Source organism: Asticcacaulis sp., from assembly GCF_047605585.1.
Taxonomy (GTDB): Bacteria; Pseudomonadota; Alphaproteobacteria; order Caulobacterales; family Caulobacteraceae; genus Asticcacaulis.
On record NZ_JASGFK010000001.1, the window covers coordinates 671,754 to 687,417 of the forward strand.

At 62.5% G+C, this 15,664-nt stretch carries 11 protein-coding genes; 5 read left to right on the forward strand and 6 right to left on the reverse strand.

The window, feature by feature from the left end:
- Window position 1 precedes the first annotated feature (1 nt).
- Window positions 2–3,493: an EAL domain-containing protein gene (locus tag QM647_RS03185; RefSeq protein WP_414994022.1), complete on the reverse strand. Its 3,492-nt coding sequence runs from the start codon at window positions 3,491–3,493 to the stop codon at window positions 2–4.
- A gap of 233 nt (window positions 3,494–3,726) precedes the next feature.
- Between QM647_RS03185 and QM647_RS03190 the strand changes: the two genes are divergently transcribed.
- From QM647_RS03190 to QM647_RS03210, 5 genes are read left to right on the forward strand one after another with little or no spacing between them, the layout of a single operon-like run.
- Window positions 3,727–4,974, forward strand: coding sequence for a pilus assembly protein TadG-related protein (locus QM647_RS03190; RefSeq protein ID WP_414994023.1), 1,248 nt, complete (start codon window positions 3,727–3,729; stop codon window positions 4,972–4,974).
- The gene (locus QM647_RS03195) at window positions 4,971–5,618 is read left to right on the forward strand and encodes a response regulator (protein ID WP_414994024.1); all 648 of its coding nucleotides are present in this window, start codon (window positions 4,971–4,973) and stop codon (window positions 5,616–5,618) included. Before QM647_RS03190 ends, QM647_RS03195 begins: the two co-directional genes overlap by 4 nt.
- A 31-nt stretch (window positions 5,619–5,649) precedes the next feature.
- Window positions 5,650–6,147 carry an MOSC domain-containing protein gene (locus QM647_RS03200; RefSeq protein WP_414994025.1) on the forward strand — a complete coding sequence of 166 codons (498 nt, stop codon included), beginning with the start codon at window positions 5,650–5,652 and terminating at the stop codon, window positions 6,145–6,147.
- 43 nt (window positions 6,148–6,190) lie between these two features.
- Window positions 6,191–7,594 carry an APC family permease gene (locus tag QM647_RS03205; RefSeq protein WP_414994026.1) on the forward strand — a complete coding sequence of 468 codons (1,404 nt, stop codon included), beginning with the start codon at window positions 6,191–6,193 and terminating at the stop codon, window positions 7,592–7,594.
- Complete coding sequence (locus tag QM647_RS03210) at window positions 7,594–8,628, forward strand: aromatic ring-hydroxylating oxygenase subunit alpha (protein ID WP_414994027.1); 1,035 nt, start codon at window positions 7,594–7,596, stop codon at window positions 8,626–8,628. Before QM647_RS03205 ends, QM647_RS03210 begins: the two co-directional genes overlap by 1 nt.
- Here the strand turns inward: QM647_RS03210 and QM647_RS03215 are convergent, their stop codons facing one another.
- Genes QM647_RS03215 through QM647_RS03235 form a run of 5 tightly spaced genes read right to left on the reverse strand, consistent with a single transcriptional unit; the run spans window position 8,629 to window position 15,568 of the window.
- A complete protein-coding gene (locus QM647_RS03215) occupies window positions 8,629–8,997 on the reverse strand; it encodes a response regulator (protein WP_414994028.1) in 369 nt (122 codons plus the stop codon).
- Between the two features lie 25 nt (window positions 8,998–9,022).
- Window positions 9,023–10,648 carry a response regulator gene (locus tag QM647_RS03220; protein ID WP_414994029.1) on the reverse strand — a complete coding sequence of 542 codons (1,626 nt, stop codon included), beginning with the start codon at window positions 10,646–10,648 and terminating at the stop codon, window positions 9,023–9,025.
- Window positions 10,645–11,262 carry a chemotaxis protein CheB gene (locus QM647_RS03225; protein ID WP_414994030.1) on the reverse strand — a complete coding sequence of 206 codons (618 nt, stop codon included), beginning with the start codon at window positions 11,260–11,262 and terminating at the stop codon, window positions 10,645–10,647. Before QM647_RS03225 ends, QM647_RS03220 begins: the two co-directional genes overlap by 4 nt.
- The gene (locus QM647_RS03230) at window positions 11,259–12,119 is read right to left on the reverse strand and encodes a CheR family methyltransferase (protein ID WP_414994031.1); all 861 of its coding nucleotides are present in this window, start codon (window positions 12,117–12,119) and stop codon (window positions 11,259–11,261) included. Before QM647_RS03230 ends, QM647_RS03225 begins: the two co-directional genes overlap by 4 nt.
- A complete protein-coding gene (locus tag QM647_RS03235; RefSeq protein WP_414994032.1) occupies window positions 12,104–15,568 on the reverse strand; it encodes a response regulator in 3,465 nt (1,154 codons plus the stop codon). Before QM647_RS03235 ends, QM647_RS03230 begins: the two co-directional genes overlap by 16 nt.
- Window positions 15,569–15,664 lie beyond the last annotated feature (96 nt).

Genomic DNA, 15,664 nt, shown 5'->3' on the forward strand with positions numbered 1-15,664 from the left:
ATCAGGCCCGCTGCAGGACCGGCTTGCCGATCAGCTGGCCAAAGGCCTGCGCCGGCATGGCCTTGCCGAAGAGATAGCCCTGCATGGTATGGACACCCGCCGCCTTCAGGTGACTGTGCTGGCTGGTGGTCTCGATACCTTCCGCCGTCACCTGCATGCCAAAGGCGCGGCCGATGCCAGTCACCGCCTGGATAATGGCCAGGGCCTCCAGGGCGGCGCGCGGTTCGCCATCCAGCGCCATGACGAATTCGCGGTCGATCTTGATCTTGTCGAACGGGAAACGGTGCAGCGCGGTCAGGGACGAATAGCCGACGCCGAAATCATCGAGCGCCAGCCTGATGCCCTGGGCACGCAGGTCATTGAACAGCTGACGCACGCGGTCGGGCTCACCCAGGAAAGCCGTTTCGGTGACTTCCAGAACCAGGCGCGTCGGATCGAACCCCGTCTCGTCGAGCAGAGCGCGGACACCGGCCACGAAACCCGGCTTGTCCAGTTCGATCGGCGACACATTGATGGCCACCGGCATATCCCATCCGGCCGTCGTTTCCAGTACGCGCCGGCGCGCGAAGGTGCCCAACCGGGTGATCAGGCCGGAACGCTCGGCCACGGGAATGAAGACCGCCGGCCCTATAGGCGAACGATCACCGCGATGCCAGCGCATCAGGGCCTCGGCGCTGACGACAGTGGCGCCCGTGCGGTCATAGATCGGCTGATATTCCATCTCGAAGGCGCCGGCCTCGATATCGGCCTCGATCTCCTTGATCAGCGCCGCTTCCGGATCATCTTTCGCACGCGTTGGCAGGGGCGTGGACGGGGCTTTTCTCTTTCTGGATTTTGCCGGCACCGGCGCGGGTTCATCAGCGATCATGGCTTTCAGCGCGGCAACCGTGCGCTCGACCCAGGTGGCGGTCATGGCGACCTCATCGGCGGCAATGGCGCGGTGCTCGACACGAATGGCGCGCTCGATGCCGGCGGCGGCACCGGCCACGGTCTTGGCCCCGATATTCAGGCTCATCGATTTCAGCGCATGGGCGGCGCGCGCCAGACGGTCCTCGTCGCCCTCGGCATGGGCAGCCTGCATGCTGGCGGCCGCTTCCGGCGCGTGGCTGTGATAGAGGCCAACGACCCGGCGGACGAAATCACCGCGCCCGGTTTTCAAGCCTTCGACAAGCGGCGCGATCACCGCCTGATCGAACAGATCGCTGTCGCTTTCGGATACCGCCACCGGCGCCGGGGGGGTAATTTCGGCAATGCGAGGCAGGGCACCCGTGCGCATGGTATCGGGCAGGTGCGTATTCAGAACGCCAGCCAGGTCGCGCAGGGTGAAGGGCTTGTGCAGCACGCCATCCATCCCCGCCTCCTGCCACGCCAGTGCGGCCTGGCCTACGACATGGGCCGTCAGGGCGACGATCGGCAGGCGTACGTTATCTTCCTGCGCCCGCCATCTGCGCGTGGCCTCGAAGCCATCCATCATCGGCATGGAGCCATCCATCAGCACCAGATCGAAGGACTGCTCACGCAGCTTATCGAGCGCATCGACGCCATTGACCGCCACGCGCGCCGAAATACCGAAGCGCGCCAAGGCCTCCATGGCGACCTCGCGGTTGACCTCGCCGTCATCAACCACCAGCACCCGCGCCTGCGGCCAGGCGGCATCGACGCCTTCCGGATCGGTATCGGTATCGTACAGCACGAAATCGCCGCCATCGCGCAGGCGTTCGATCAGGGTATCGATGTCGCGATGACGCAGGGGGCGCGGCAGCACGCAGGCGGCGCGGCCTTCGCGTACCCACTGCTCGGCCGCCTGATCTTCCGGCCAGGCAAGCAGGACCAGATTTTCGGGGCTGACATCGCCAAGCTGGTCGCGACAGGATTCATCGGCCAGCACAAGACGTGGTTTGTCCGGTCCGAAGCGAATATTGGCGGCCTTCAGTCGCTCGACCAGCACCTCGTTCTCGAACGCACCACGGATAAAAACCTTGACCACGGGCCGCACCAGATCATGGATGACCGGCGGCGCGCACATGTTTACTTTTCCCTGGGGCGAATAGTCCAGCGCCGGCAGACGCACATGGAACTGCGAGCCCTGGTTTGGTTTTGGCCCCTGTTCGCTGGTGACGGCGATGGCGCCGCCCATGGCTTCGACCAGGCGCTTGGAAATACTCAGCCCCAGGCCGGTGCCGCCGAAGCGCCGTGTCGTCGTCTGGTCTTCCTGGGTGAAGGACGAGAAGATGGCGCCCAGCTTGTCGCGCGCAATACCGATACCAGTATCGCGCACCACCAGCCGCCAGAAACCGGACTTCCGGTCGGGCTCGATCGAAACCAGCACATGGCCCTTTTCGGTGAACTTCAGCGCGTTGGACACCAGGTTGGAAATCACTTGCCCCAGGCGCACCGGGTCGGCCGGCACCAGACGCGGCGCGTCCGGATGGGCTGAGGCCACCAGTTCGATACCCTTTTCACGCGCCTTGGCCTGGAACAGAGCCAAGGCATTATCGACGCACTCCAGGATATCGACCTCACAGATCTCGACCTCCAGCTTGCCGGCTTCGATCTTGGAAAAGTCGAGAATATCGTTGATCACCGCCAGCAGCGACCGGCCGGATTGCGCGATGGTGCGGGCATGGCGCTTGGCGCGCGCCGGCAGGCTCTCGGCCGCCAGCAGTTCGGCCATGACCATGACGCCATTCATCGGCGTGCGGATCTCGTGGCTCATGGTGGCGAGGAATTCCGACTTGGCCGCATTGGCCGACTGCGCCTCGTCGCGCGCCCGGACATAGTCGGCGGTGCGGTCGGCCACCTCCTGCTCGAGACCGAGCAGGTGCGCCTCCAGGCGCTTGTCGCGCAGGGCAATGGCATCGATCATGGTGTTGAAACCAGTGACCAGCGTGCCGACTTCATCGCGGCTTTTTGTCTCGACACGGCGGGAAAAATCGCCCTGCTGCGTAATGGCCTCGATCGCGCCGGTCAGCTCCGTAAGAGGCCGGATCATCGCCGTCTGCAGGCGGCGTACGATCCACAAGGCCACCCCAAGGACAACAGCGGCCAGGACGAAAATACCCGCCAAACCCTGCAGCAGGGTACGGATGAAATCCTCAGAGCGATGGACCACGACCACCTGACCGATCTGATGACCATCGGTCATGACCGGGGCATGGACCTGGATGGTGCGCGTAGTGGCCAGGGCCATGATATTGGGCTTGCGGTTACCAGCATCGATAGTGACGTCGCTTTTCAGGCGCGCGCCGGCGCCCATTTCAGCCAGGGGCGTGCCGTCATGCGCCTCGATACGGGCATAGGTCACGCCCGGCGTCTTCGTCACGGCGCGCAGGGCGGTATAGGCCTGATTGCGATCATGACTGGCGACAGCGTCTTCGGCGCTGGACGCCAGCACATCGGCGGCGGTCTTCATCACCGACCAGCGCGATTCCGCCTGGCGCGTGGTTTCATGCACGACAAACAAACCCGCCACCGGCAAGGTCGAAAACAGCACAGCCCCAACAACAAGCCAGGTTAAACGCCGCGAAATTGAATGCCCAGGTCGGGAGGTGGCATCTCTACTTGTCATCAGATTCGAAACCTGACTTCTATGTGCATAATAATACCGCTACCGTGTGTTATATTTAACGATACATTTACTTCAATACCGTCACAATCCTTCAAAGAGCCAATATAATAAGTAAATCTTAAAATCTCGCTGATAGCTTCGACCGACGGGAAGAGGCGATGGCTCAGCAGACAATCTCCGAAGTATGTAAAGCGTTCTGGCAAGGCAGGCACGGTAATGTCAGCCTGATTGCCGCCCTCGCCGCCGTGCCCGTCGCCCTGGCCATCACGGGCGTTGTTGAAATCACCGATACCGCCAATGCCCGCAACCGCCTGCAGGACGCCGCCGACGCCGGCGCCCTGGCCGGTGCCGGGCAACTGGCCATCGCCACGGTCGGTCAGACCCAGGTGGGGCAGACCGCCGTTACCGTGGCCGACCAGTCCATCAGCCAGAGCGGCAGCGGCGGCCAGACAACGGCGCCGGTCTTTACCGCCGCCGTTGACACCCACGCCGGCACCGTTACCGTCACCGGACAATCGACCCACAAGGCCCTGATCGGTTTCATGGGCTTTGGCGATATGACCCTCTCTGTCACCGCCACCGCTGAAAATGTCCAGCGTGTACCCCTGTGCATTCTACAGACTGACAAAAGCGGGGGGATCAAGGTCCAGGGTTCCGCGCGAATCCGCGCAACCGGCTGCGCCGTCCACGCCAATGCCGATATCAAGGTCGCCAGCGGTGCGCTGATCCAGGCCGAGGCGGCACAGGCGGTCGGCACCGTCTCCGGCCCGGTCGAACCGGCGGGGCGTTCCGGCGCCCTGCCGATAGATGACCCCTTTGCCAACATGGATCTGAGTAGCAAGAAGCTGTGTAATGTCGTGGAAACCAGCCTCCTGCCGATTCAGCTTGGCAGCGGAAACATGAGCCTGGCGCCCGGCCTGCACTGCCTGCCGATCACCGTCATCGGCACCGGTACGCTGTTCCTGCAGCCAGGCGATCACTATTTCCTCGCACCGCTGATCATGACCGACAACTCCACCCTGCGCGGTGACGATGTCTCGCTGATCTTCGGTATCGGCAATGTCTTCAACTTCTCTAAGAACGCCACGGTCCGCCTGACGGCGCGCAAGAGTGGCCCCAATGCCGGCTTCCTGATCGCCACCTCGCGCGACAATGTCGGCACCTTCAGCATCGCCTCCGGCAATGTCAGCCAGCTGCTCGGCACCATCTATATCCCAAGCGCCAACCTGGTGGTCGATACCCCAGGCAATGTGGCCCAGGATTCGGCCTGGAGCGTCATCGTCGCCAAGACCCTGACCCTGAAGCAGAATCCGGTCCTCACCATAAACACCAACTACAGCGGTTCGGGCGTGCCCGTTCCCGAAGGAGTGGGGCCGCTAAAATCGGCACCCAAATTATCGCATTGAGTCATTTTGTCGAATTTGAAGCCGCCCGCGTCCTGGTGGCCGATGACGATCCCATCCTGCGCGAATTCGCCATGGTGCATCTCGCCACGCCCACCGTTGAGGTCGAGGTGGCGGAAGACGGCGTGGCGGCTCTCGAGCGCCTGGCAGGTGGCCATACCGACATTGCCCTGATCGATCTCGACATGCCGCGCATGAACGGTTTCGAACTGATCGAACGTATCCGCTGGGACGAGCGTCTGAAGCACCTGCCCATCGTGGTGGTGACCGGCCGCGAGGACATGATCGCCGTTGACCGCGCCTTCGCTCTGGGCGCCAATTCCTTCGTGGTCAAGCCGCTGAACTGGCGGCTGCTGTCGCACCAGCTGGCCTATGTACTGCGCAATGCCCGCGCCGAGGACGAGGTGCGCCATCAGCTGGAAGCCCTGCAGAAGGTTAACGACCTGAAGGACCAACTCTTGCGCCTGTCGCGCCAGAAAATTACCGGCCCGCTGAATGACATCCTGGCCAGCGCGCAGGATATCGAAGCCTGTTCGGATACGCCGGAAGTCCATGCCGCCCTGCGCCGCATCGCCGAGGCGTCGGTGGCCCTGACCCGCATCCATGCCGATATGGGCGAGGCGGAAAAACTCACACCATCGCATTGATCCCGGATTATGTGGCCGCTAATCTGCAGCCATGCTCAATCCGAAATCGCCACTGGCCGACCTGCTGAACGCGCCCATGCGTCCGGGCGTGGTCGAATGGATCGGGCTCAGGCCACAGCGTCGCGCGCCGGTATCCGTGGTTGGGAGCTTCACGCTCGATGTGCAGGCCGGGGTGATCGGCGATCATTATAACAATCCGCAGCGCGGCACACGCCACGTCACCCTGATCGGCCGCGAGGACCTTCAGGCCATTGCCAGCTACCTCGACCAGGACGTGTCGCCCGAACAGCTGCGTCGCAATATCGTTGTGCGCGGCATTAACCTGCTGGCCCTCAAGGACAAGCGATTCCGCCTCGGCGAGGCTGTTCTTGAAATGACCGGCGAATGCCACCCGTGCTCACGCATGGAAGAAACCTTTGGCGCCGGCGGCTATAATGCCGTGCGCAGCCATGGCGGTATCACTGCACGGGTGCTGGAAGGCGGCACCGTGAAATTGGGTGATGCCCTCATCGCTTTGACCTTGACGTAAAGCCGTTACGCCCGCAATCATCCCGGCCAGACAGGGGAATACTATGAGCGTCAGCAGGAAGACCGGTTTTTGGGGCATTGCCCTCTATGGCGCGTCGATGAATTTCAGCATTCGCTGGCTGGCCACGGGCGCGGCCACCGGACCGGTCGCCCTGCCAATCTGGATCGCTGCCGCCATCCTCTTCCTCATCCCGCTGGTCAGCGCCACGCTCGAGCTTTCGGCGCGCTATCCCGAGGAAGGCGCCATCTATGCCTGGGTGCGCGAGACGCAGGGCCCCTTTGCCGGCTTCATGACCGGCTGGCTCTACTGGGCCTGCAACCTGCCCTATTTCGCCAGCCTGCTGTTCTTCATCGTCAACCTGCTCGCCCGCGCCTTTACCGGCATTCCCGGCTGCGAAGGCATAGGCGCCCTGATGGCCCAGCCCTTCGGCGCCTTCATAGCCGCCTCGCTCATCCTGTTCGGCGTGACGGCCATGCACGGGCTCGGCTTCGGCGTCGGCAAGTGGCTGCCCATCGCCTCGGCCGCCGTATCGGTGGCCCTGCTATTCTTCATCCTGTGGGCTAGCTTCTATCTCAGCGATCTCTATGGCCCGGCCACCCATTTCGTCACCGCCAACTATGCACCGCCCCTCAATGCCGATGGCGCCATTCTCTGGGCCACCATCGTCTTCGCCTTCGGCGGCATCGAGGGCGTGGCCCTGATGCGCAACGATGTGAAGGGCGGCGTGAAAACCATCGTCTCGGCCCTGATCCTGATCGGCCTCCTGCAGACGCTCGGCTATGCTGGCGGCACCGCCGCCATGCTGGCCATCGTACCTCAGGACGTGGCTTCGCGGCTGGGCGGCCTGCCCGATGCGCTGAACGTGGCGCTGAACCGTCTGCACGTCCAGGCCTGGGAGCCCTTCGTGCTGATCGCCGCCGCCCTGACCTTCCTTGGCGGCATGAGCGCCTGGTTCGGCGCGGCCGCCCGCCTGCCCTTCGCCATCGGGGTCGACCGCATGCTGCCAAAGGCGCTCGGCTATACCAATCCGGTAACCGGCGCGCCCACCGTCGCCATTCTCATCCAGGCCTCGCTGGTCATCGCCCTCATGGGCCTGAGCACCTTCGGCTCCACGCTTTCCGGCGCCTATGATTTCGTGGTCAGCATGGGCGTGCTGACCTTCGTCATCCCCTATCTGTGGATGTTCATCGCCTACTGGAAATCGCAGAGCCAATCCGAGCGAAAGCTCGACTGGCGGACACCCGGTGGTAAGGTGGGCGCGAAGATACTCGCCGGCCTGGGTTTCGTCGTCGCCTTCAGCGCCATCCTCGGCAGCATGGTGCCGGCGCCGACCGAAGCCGATCCGATGGGTGTTTTCCTCAAGCTGATCATCGCCTCGGCGGTCCTGATCGCCATCGGCGCCCTGATCTACGGCGTTAACCGACTGCGCACGAAAGGACAGACCTGATGGATACCAGCGACGCGCCCGCCAAGGCTTCCGCCCCAGTCACAGCACCGGCCATATGGTATGTCGATCCGCAGTACTGGCCGGCCGAGCGGCAATCGATCTTTGCCAATAACTGGCAGTTCCTGACCCACGAAAGCGCCGTGCCCAATCCGCGTGACTGGCGGGCCGATACCCTGGCCGGCTTTCCGGTCGTCATCGTGCGCGGTGATGACGGGGGGCTTCGCGCCTTCCACAATGTCTGCCGCCACCGCGCCGGACCTTTGACCCGTGAAGACTCCGGCACCTGTGATGGCTATCTGACCTGTCAGTATCATGGCTGGCGCTATATGCTGGATGGCCGCCTGCGCGCCGCCCGCGATTTCGGCGCGGCCTCGGATTTCGACCCGCGCGACTACGGCCTCTTTCCCATAAACCTGCAAATCTGGCGCGGACTGGTCTTTGCCGGTATCGGCGATAACCTGCCAGATCTCCCGGCCCAGATGGCGCCGCTCGATGACCGCCTGAAAGACGCCGACTGGTCGAACCTGAAGGTGGGTTTGCGCCGTACCCATCTGCTGGACTGCAACTGGAAGACCTATGTCGAAAACTATCTCGAAGGCTATCATGTGCCGGCCATGCACCCTTCGCTCGATGCCGAGATCATCTCGGAACAGTACAGGGTGACGGTGGATGGCCATGTGGTGCTGCACGACGCCCCGCCGAAATCGCCGGAGGCGGTCTATGACGGCCTGTGGGGCTGGGTGTGGCCCAATATCGGCATCAATGTCTATAATCGCGGCCTGATGATCGAGCGCATGTCGCCCGTGGGGCACAAACAGACCCAGCTCGATTACCTCTACCTGACTCCCGATGGCGAAGCCGTGCCGGACGCCACCATCGCCATGTCCGACCAGGTCACCGCCGAGGACAAGTGGATCGCCGAAAGGGTGCAGCAAAATCTCGATGCCGGCGTTTACGATACCGGCCGGCTGTCACCGAAACACGAAACCGCCGTCGCTGCTTTTCAGAAATGGGTGGCCGACAGCCTGAAGTAATCAGCTCTTCGCTTTAGCTATTTCCCCGAGCAACCCTTCCAGGGTTTCGAGATAGATCGGCTTGACCAGGTGATGGTCGAAACCAGCCTCGGCGGTCAGGCGGCGATGCTCGGCCTCACCCCAGCCGGTCTGGGCAATGAAGACGGCGTTCTTCAGTTCCGGCCGCGATTTCAGCTCGCGGCACAGGTCGTAGCCGCTCATGACCGGCAGGCCGATATCGATCATGAAGACATCGGGTTTGTAATCCGCATAGGCGGCGATAGCCTCGGGCCCGTTCGCCGCAAGCTTGTAGTCATAGCCTATCATCTCGATCAGCCAGCCCGTGGTCTGGGCCAGGGCCTCATTGTCTTCCACGATCATGACACGCATGGGTTCCGTCCTGATACCTGTTCCGTCAGCCATGTTGATGTTCTCCGGCTTTTGCGGCGGTGCGCCTGACATCTGCCAACAATTGTGTCAGCAAATCAAGGCTCACCGGCTTGGTGACATGATGATCGAAACCAGCCGCAAACGCCTTCTGGCGGTCGCTTTCCTGGCCCCATCCGGTCTGGGCGATCACGGTTTTGTTTTTCATTTCGGGCATCTGCCTCAGCTGACGGCAGACCTCGTAGCCATCCATGCCCGGCATGCCAATATCGAGCAGCACCACGTCGGGCTTCAGCTCATGAGCGATTTCCAGCGCCGTGGCCCCCTCATGCGCCACCGTGGCCCGGTGGCCCATCAGGTCAAGCATCCAGCGGCTGGTCTGGGCGGAATCGACATTGTCATCGACGATCAGCACGTTCATCGGCTCGGCCGTTTTCTTCGCATTCTGCAAAGGGGCGCCGATGGGCTCGCCCTGCGCATCGACCAACGGCAGGCTGATGGTGAAGGTGCTGCCCTGGCCGGGCCCGTCGCTTCTGGCGCTGCTGGCGCCGCCGTGCATCTCCACCAGCTTGCTGACCAGGGCCAGGCCGATCCCCAAACCGCCTTGCGAACGATCCAGATGCTGTTCGGCCTGTGTGAACAGGTCGAAGACGCGCGGCAGCATATCGGGCTCAATGCCCAGGCCATTGTCCGTCACCGCGATTTCGGCCTGCTCGCCCTCACGACGCAGGGTCAGGCGGATATCGCCGCCGGATGGGGTATATTTGGCGGCATTGTTGAGCAGGTTAGCCACGACCTGGGCCAGACGCGTCAGATCGCCATCCACCCAGAGCAGGTCTTCCGGCAGGTCGAGCGTGAGGCGGTGGTCATTGGCATCGATCAGGGGGCGCGAAGCTTCCAGTGCCGCATGGATGGCCTCCTGCAGGTTCATGCGCGTCTTGCGCAGGTCTATGCGACCGCGCGAGACGCGCGAGACATCGAGCAGATCATCGATCAGCCGCACCATATGGGTCAGCTGGCGATCCATCATGCCGCGTACCTCCTCGGCGCGCGGGCCATCGGGCGCCATGCGCAGGATCTGCAGACCATTGCGGATCGGCGCCAGCGGATTGCGCAGTTCGTGGGCCAGAGTGGCCAGGAACTCGTCCTTGCGAACATCGGCCTCCTTCAGCGCCTGAGCACGATCACGGCTTTCCTTCAGCAGGCGCAGGTTTTCCTCGGCGAAGGCCTTCAGATTATCGCGCTGGGCCGAGAGCTGCCGACGCTGAAGATAGAGTTCGGCGAAGATCGATACCTTCGAGCGCAGGATATCCGCCTCGATCGGCTTTTCGAGGAAATCGACGGCGCCGGCCTCATAGCCGCGGAACCGGCGTGTGCGATCGGTAACCCCCGCCGTCAGGAAGATGATCGGAATGCGCCGCGTGCGCTCCGAGCCGCGCATGGTCTCGGCCAGCTCGAAGCCATCCATTTCCGGCATCTGCACATCGAGCAGGGCCAGGGCGACCTCTTCCTTGAGCAGAATTTCCAGCGCCTCGGTGCCTGAGCGCGCCCTGAGGAACTGCAAACCGTCACGGCGCAGCACGGCTTCCAGCGATAGCAGGTTTTCCGGCAGGTCGTCGACGATCAGGATGGGAACGGGGCGCGACGGATTCATGCGGTCACCACTTCCCGCAGACGCTCGGCGATCTGCTCCAGGGTCAGGCTTTCGGCCTGGGGGCACAGGCTCAGCGCCGCCTCGGGCATGGCGCTGGCATAGGCCAGATCCGGCCGTTGGACGAGGGCCAGGCCGCCGGCGGTCATCACCGCCTTCAGGCCGGCGGCGCCATCGGGATTGGCGCCGGTCAGGATGACACCGATCAGGCCGGGACCATAGACATCGGCTGCCGTCTCGAACAGCACATCGACCGATGGTCGCGAGAACAGCACCGGCTCTTCCGATGACAGTGACAGGCGGTGATCGGGTTCTACCAGCAGATGATAATCGGGGGGGGCGAAATAGACATGGCCGGGCAGGATGTCTTCCTTGTCCTCCGCCTCCCGCACGATGAGGGCGCATTTTTCATCGAACAGCTCGGCCACCACGCTTTCGCGATCCGGCGGCAGGTGAATGACGATCATGATCGGCAGGGGATAGTTTGCCGGCAGGGCGGGCAGGATGGCCGACAGAGCCTTGAGCCCGCCCGCCGACACGCCGATAACCACGGCCTGCGGCCCCAGCGGCAGCTCGGCTTCCTGTACTGACGCATGAATCTGGGTGACGATACTCATGTCACATCCCGTTTCTGGTAGATGCGCTCGTTCGACGCAAAATCGGTGAAGGCGTCGACGCTGGAAGAGAAACGCAGGGTCTCCTTCGAGCCCAGCCCCAGGAAGCCCTTACGCGCCAGGGAACCCTTGAACAGGCTGATGGCGCGGTCCTGCAGCTCGCGGTCGAAATAGATCAGCACATTGCGGCAGGAGACCAGCTGGGTTTCGGCGAAGACGGCATCGGTCGCCAGGCTGTGATCGGAAAAGACGACATTCTTGCGCAGGGATTTATCGAACGAGGCAGCGCCATAGGCTGCCGTATAGTAGTCCGACAGCGAGCTTCGCCCGCCCGACAGGCGATGGTTTTCCGTGAACAGCTTGATGCGTTCCAGGCTGTAGACACCGGCTTCGGCCTTTTTCAGCGCATCGTGGTTGATGTCCGTGGCATAGAACAGTGTGCGGTCGAGCAGGCCCTCCTCTCGGAAGAGAATGGCGAAGGAATAGAGTTCCTCACCCGTGCTGCACCCGGCGATCCAGACCTTCAGCGACGGATAGGTCTTGAGGTGCGGCACCACCTTTTCGCGAATGGTCTTGAAATAAAGCGGATCGCGAAACAGCTCGGAGACCTGAACGGTCAGGTAAGGCAGCATGGCCATCATCATGCCGGCATCATGCAGGATCATATCCTGCAGGGCGGAAAAGGTCTGGCATTTGAAATGATCGCGCGCCTGGATCAGGCGGCGCTTGATCGAGGCCATGGCATAGCCGCGGAAGTCATAGTGATACTTCCGGAAAATCGCTTCCAGCAACAGCCGGATCTCGATGTCCTCCGTCTTCTGCGGCCCTGCTATGGTCAAGTCTGTTACCTCGGCATCCATACCCGCACCAGTGAGATCAGCTTTTCAACGTCCAGCGGCTTGGCCATGTAGTCATTGGCCCCGGCATCGAGACAGCGTTCCTGATCGTCCTTCATCGCCTTGGCCGTCAGCATGATCACCGGCAGCTTCGACCAGTCCTTGCGCTTGCGGATTTCCCGCGTCGCGGTCAGGCCATCCATCTCCGGCATCATGACATCCATCAGCACCAGGTCAACGGCGCTGTCGCTACCCTTTTCGCCATTGGTCTTTTCCAGCATGTCGAGCGCCTCGCGGCCATTGCGCGCGATGGAGACGATGGCCCCCAGCGGCTCGAAGATATTGGTGACGGCATAGACATTGCGCACATCGTCCTCGACCACCAGGATGCGGCGGCCTTCCAGCATGGCGTCGCGGCTCTTGGCCTTCTTCAGCAGGCTCTGCTGTTCCGGCGACAGCTCGGAGACGACCTGGTGCAGGAACAGGGTCACCTCGTCGAGCAAGCGTTCCGGCGACTTGGCACCCTTGATGATGATGGAGGACGAATAGCGCCGCAGCTTCTGTTCGTCATCGTAGGAGAGATCGCGGCCGGTATAGACGATGACTGGCGGGAAGGCGTAGGCGTCTTCGTGGCTCAGGGTTTCGAGCAGCGAATAGCCGGTGGCGTCGGGCAGGGTCAGGTCCAGCACCATGCAGTCGAAGGTCTGGCTCTTGAGCAGGTCCAGGCATTCCGCCGCCGTGCCGACCGCCACGGTCTCAGTATCGTTGGATTTCAGCAGGCGCGAGACGCTGTCGCGCTGCACCTCATCGTCCTCGACGATCAGGACGCGGCGCATCTGCTGGCTGAGGCGGTCTTCCAGCGACTTGAAGGCGTCGATCAGCTCATCGCGCTTGACCGGCTTCAGCATGTAGCCCACAGCGCCGAGCGACAGGGCGGTATGCTGGTAATCGCTGCCGGAAACGACGTGAACAGGGATATGGCGCGTGCGGGTATCGCGCTTCAGGCGGTCGAGCACCGACAGGCCGGAATGGTCCGGCAGGCCGATATCGAGCACCACGGCCGAGGGCGTATATTGCTGCACCATTTCCAGCGCCTCTTCGGCGGAGGTGGCGACCAGGCACTGGAACTCCTGGCCCTGGGCCAGTTCGTAGAGGATGCCGGCGAAGGAGACATCGTCCTCGACCACCAGTATGGTGCGGCGGTTGCCCTCGATGCGGTCACGGTCGTCCTGCACCCGGCCGGGGCGCAGGGCCTTGCGGGCCGGCTGCGTCTTCGCGGCAGGCGTTTCCTCTTCCGGATGGTGGGGCTCCGACGACAGGATCGGCGTGATCATGCCCGAGGTCACCAGACCCGGATCATAGGTGAGCGGCAGCACCAGCGAGAAAGTGGAGCCCTTGCCCAGCGTGCTCTTCAGTCCGATCGTGCCACCCAGCAGGCGGGTCAGTTCGCGCGAGATCGACAGGCCGAGGCCGGTACCGCCATATTTACGGCTGATCGTGCCATCGGCCTGGCGGAAGGCCTCGAAGATGGCGCTCTGCTGATCGCCAGAAATGCCGATACCGGTATCGGTGACGGCCAGGCTGATCTGGCCATCCTTCGTTTTGGACAGGGCCAGTTCGACGGTTCCGCTCTCGGTGAACTTGAAGGCATTGGAGAGCAGGTTTTTCAGAATCTGCTCCAGACGCTGGCGATCCGTGTCGATGACTTCCGGCAGCCCCTTGTCGATTTTGGTACGGAAAGTCAGGCCTTTCTGTGCCGCGATCGGCTCAAAGACGCGCTGCATGTCGCGGATCAGCCGCGTCAGGGACAGGCTTTCCGGCCGGATTTCCATCTGGCCCGCCTCGATCTTGCTGAGATCGAGAATGTCATTGATCAGGGCCAGCAGGTCATTGCCGGAAGACTGGATGGTCTGGGCGAACTTGACCTGTTCGTCGGTCAGGTTGCCTTCGGGATTGTCGCTCAAAAGCTTGGCCAGGATAAGCGAGGAATTGAGCGGCGTACGCAGTTCATGCGACATGTTGGCCAGGAAGTCGGACTTGTAGCGGCTGGCCTGCTCCAGTTCATGCGCCTTGCCCGCGATCTCTTCCGCGGAATGCGCCAGATCGTCCTTCTGGCGTTCCAGAGCCGCGGCTTGTTCCTCCAGCTGCGAATTGGTCTGTTCGAGTTCGGCCTGTTGCTGCTCAAGACGGAAGTGCGACTCCTTCAGCGCGCGGCCCTGCTCTTCCAGTTCCTCGTTATTGACGCGCAGCTCTTCCGCCTGGCTTTGCAATTCCTCTGACTGACGCTGGGTTTCTTCGAGCAGATTCTGCAAATTGGCGCGATAATTGGCCGACTGCACCGCCACGCTGATGGTTTCGGAAACCCGCTCCATCAAGTCGCTCGTCAGGTCGGAGATGGATTCGACGAAGCCCAGTTCGATGACCGCATCGACGCGACGCTCCGCCTTCGCCGGCGCAACCATCAGATGGCGCGGCCGCCACTGGCCCAGGGCGGCCCCCACCGACAGGTGATTATTCGGATCTTCCGCCGGCAGGTCACGCAACAATATAGCCTTGCCCTCGCTGCTCGCCTGACCGAGCAGGCCATCCTTGGCACCGAAGGTGGCCGGCACGGCATTCTGTTCCGGCACGCCGACCGTGGCGACACGCCGGTAAGTGCCGTCGATCAGGGCATAGAAGGCGCCGGCAGGGGCATGGGCATAGTCTGCCAGGAAGCCGAGGATGCTTTGTCCAAGCTGGTCGATTCTCTGCTCGCCCATCATGGCGTTGGAAAGGCCGACCTGCCCGGCCTGCAGCCATTCCTCGCGGCGACGGGCCGCCGAAGCACGGCTGATCATCACCGTTATACCGACCGACAGCAAAAGCCCGATCAGGGCGGTGATGGCGACACTGGCTACGGCCGTATCGTAGGCCGCATTCATCTCGTCGATACGCTGCTGGCGAAGCTTGGTTTCCGTGGTCTGCATGGCCGCGACCTGGGCGCGGATGGCGTCCATGTCCTCGCGGCCGGTATCGTCCATGACCTCGGCGAGAGCGGCCTCGAAGCCTTTGTTGCGACGCAGCTGGATAGTTTCATTCAATTCGTGCAGCTTGGCGGCGATATGCGATTTCAAGGGATCGATACGGCGCTGCTGTTCGGGATTGTCCTTGGTCAGGTCTTCGACCGTCAGCACGCGCTCCTCAATCTTGCCCAACGCATCATTGTAGGGCGTCAGATAGGTTTCGCGGCCGGTCAGCACAAAGCCGCGCTGCCCGGTTTCGGCGTCCTTCATCGAGGACAGAATCTGTGTCAGTCCCAGCAAGACTTCGTGGGTATGCGCCACCTGATCACTGTCGCGGTTCAGGGTCTGAATATTGATATAGGAAACGATGCCGCTGATGATGAAAAAGACCGCGACCAGCGACAGCCCGAGCGAGACGCTCAGATCCATGCGTAACTGTTTGCCCAGTCGTCCGGAATTGCCTCTGTTCATGCCCGTTCCGTGCCCCGCTTTATCAATGCCCCAGTGACCTTGCGACCATAATACATTTACGCATGGCCGAATTGCAGCCGGAATCCCTTCCGTCTG

Bases quoted from the DNA above. Each gene is read 5' to 3' on its own strand.
- QM647_RS03205 (WP_414994026.1), top strand. From the start codon at position 6,191: ATGAGCGTCAGCAGGAAGACCGGTTTTTGGGGCATTGCCCTCTATGGC.
- QM647_RS03210 (WP_414994027.1), top strand. From the start codon at position 7,594: ATGGATACCAGCGACGCGCCCGCCAAGGCTTCCGCCCCAGTCACAGCA.
- QM647_RS03220 (WP_414994029.1), bottom strand. From the start codon at position 10,648: ATGAATCCGTCGCGCCCCGTTCCCATCCTGATCGTCGACGACCTGCCG.
- QM647_RS03215 (WP_414994028.1), bottom strand. From the start codon at position 8,997: ATGCGTGTCATGATCGTGGAAGACAATGAGGCCCTGGCCCAGACCACG.
- QM647_RS03235 (WP_414994032.1), bottom strand. From the start codon at position 15,568: ATGAACAGAGGCAATTCCGGACGACTGGGCAAACAGTTACGCATGGAT.
- QM647_RS03190 (WP_414994023.1), top strand. From the start codon at position 3,727: ATGGCTCAGCAGACAATCTCCGAAGTATGTAAAGCGTTCTGGCAAGGC.
- QM647_RS03230 (WP_414994031.1), bottom strand. From the start codon at position 12,119: ATGGATGCCGAGGTAACAGACTTGACCATAGCAGGGCCGCAGAAGACG.
- QM647_RS03225 (WP_414994030.1), bottom strand. From the start codon at position 11,262: ATGAGTATCGTCACCCAGATTCATGCGTCAGTACAGGAAGCCGAGCTG.
- QM647_RS03200 (WP_414994025.1), top strand. From the start codon at position 5,650: ATGCTCAATCCGAAATCGCCACTGGCCGACCTGCTGAACGCGCCCATG.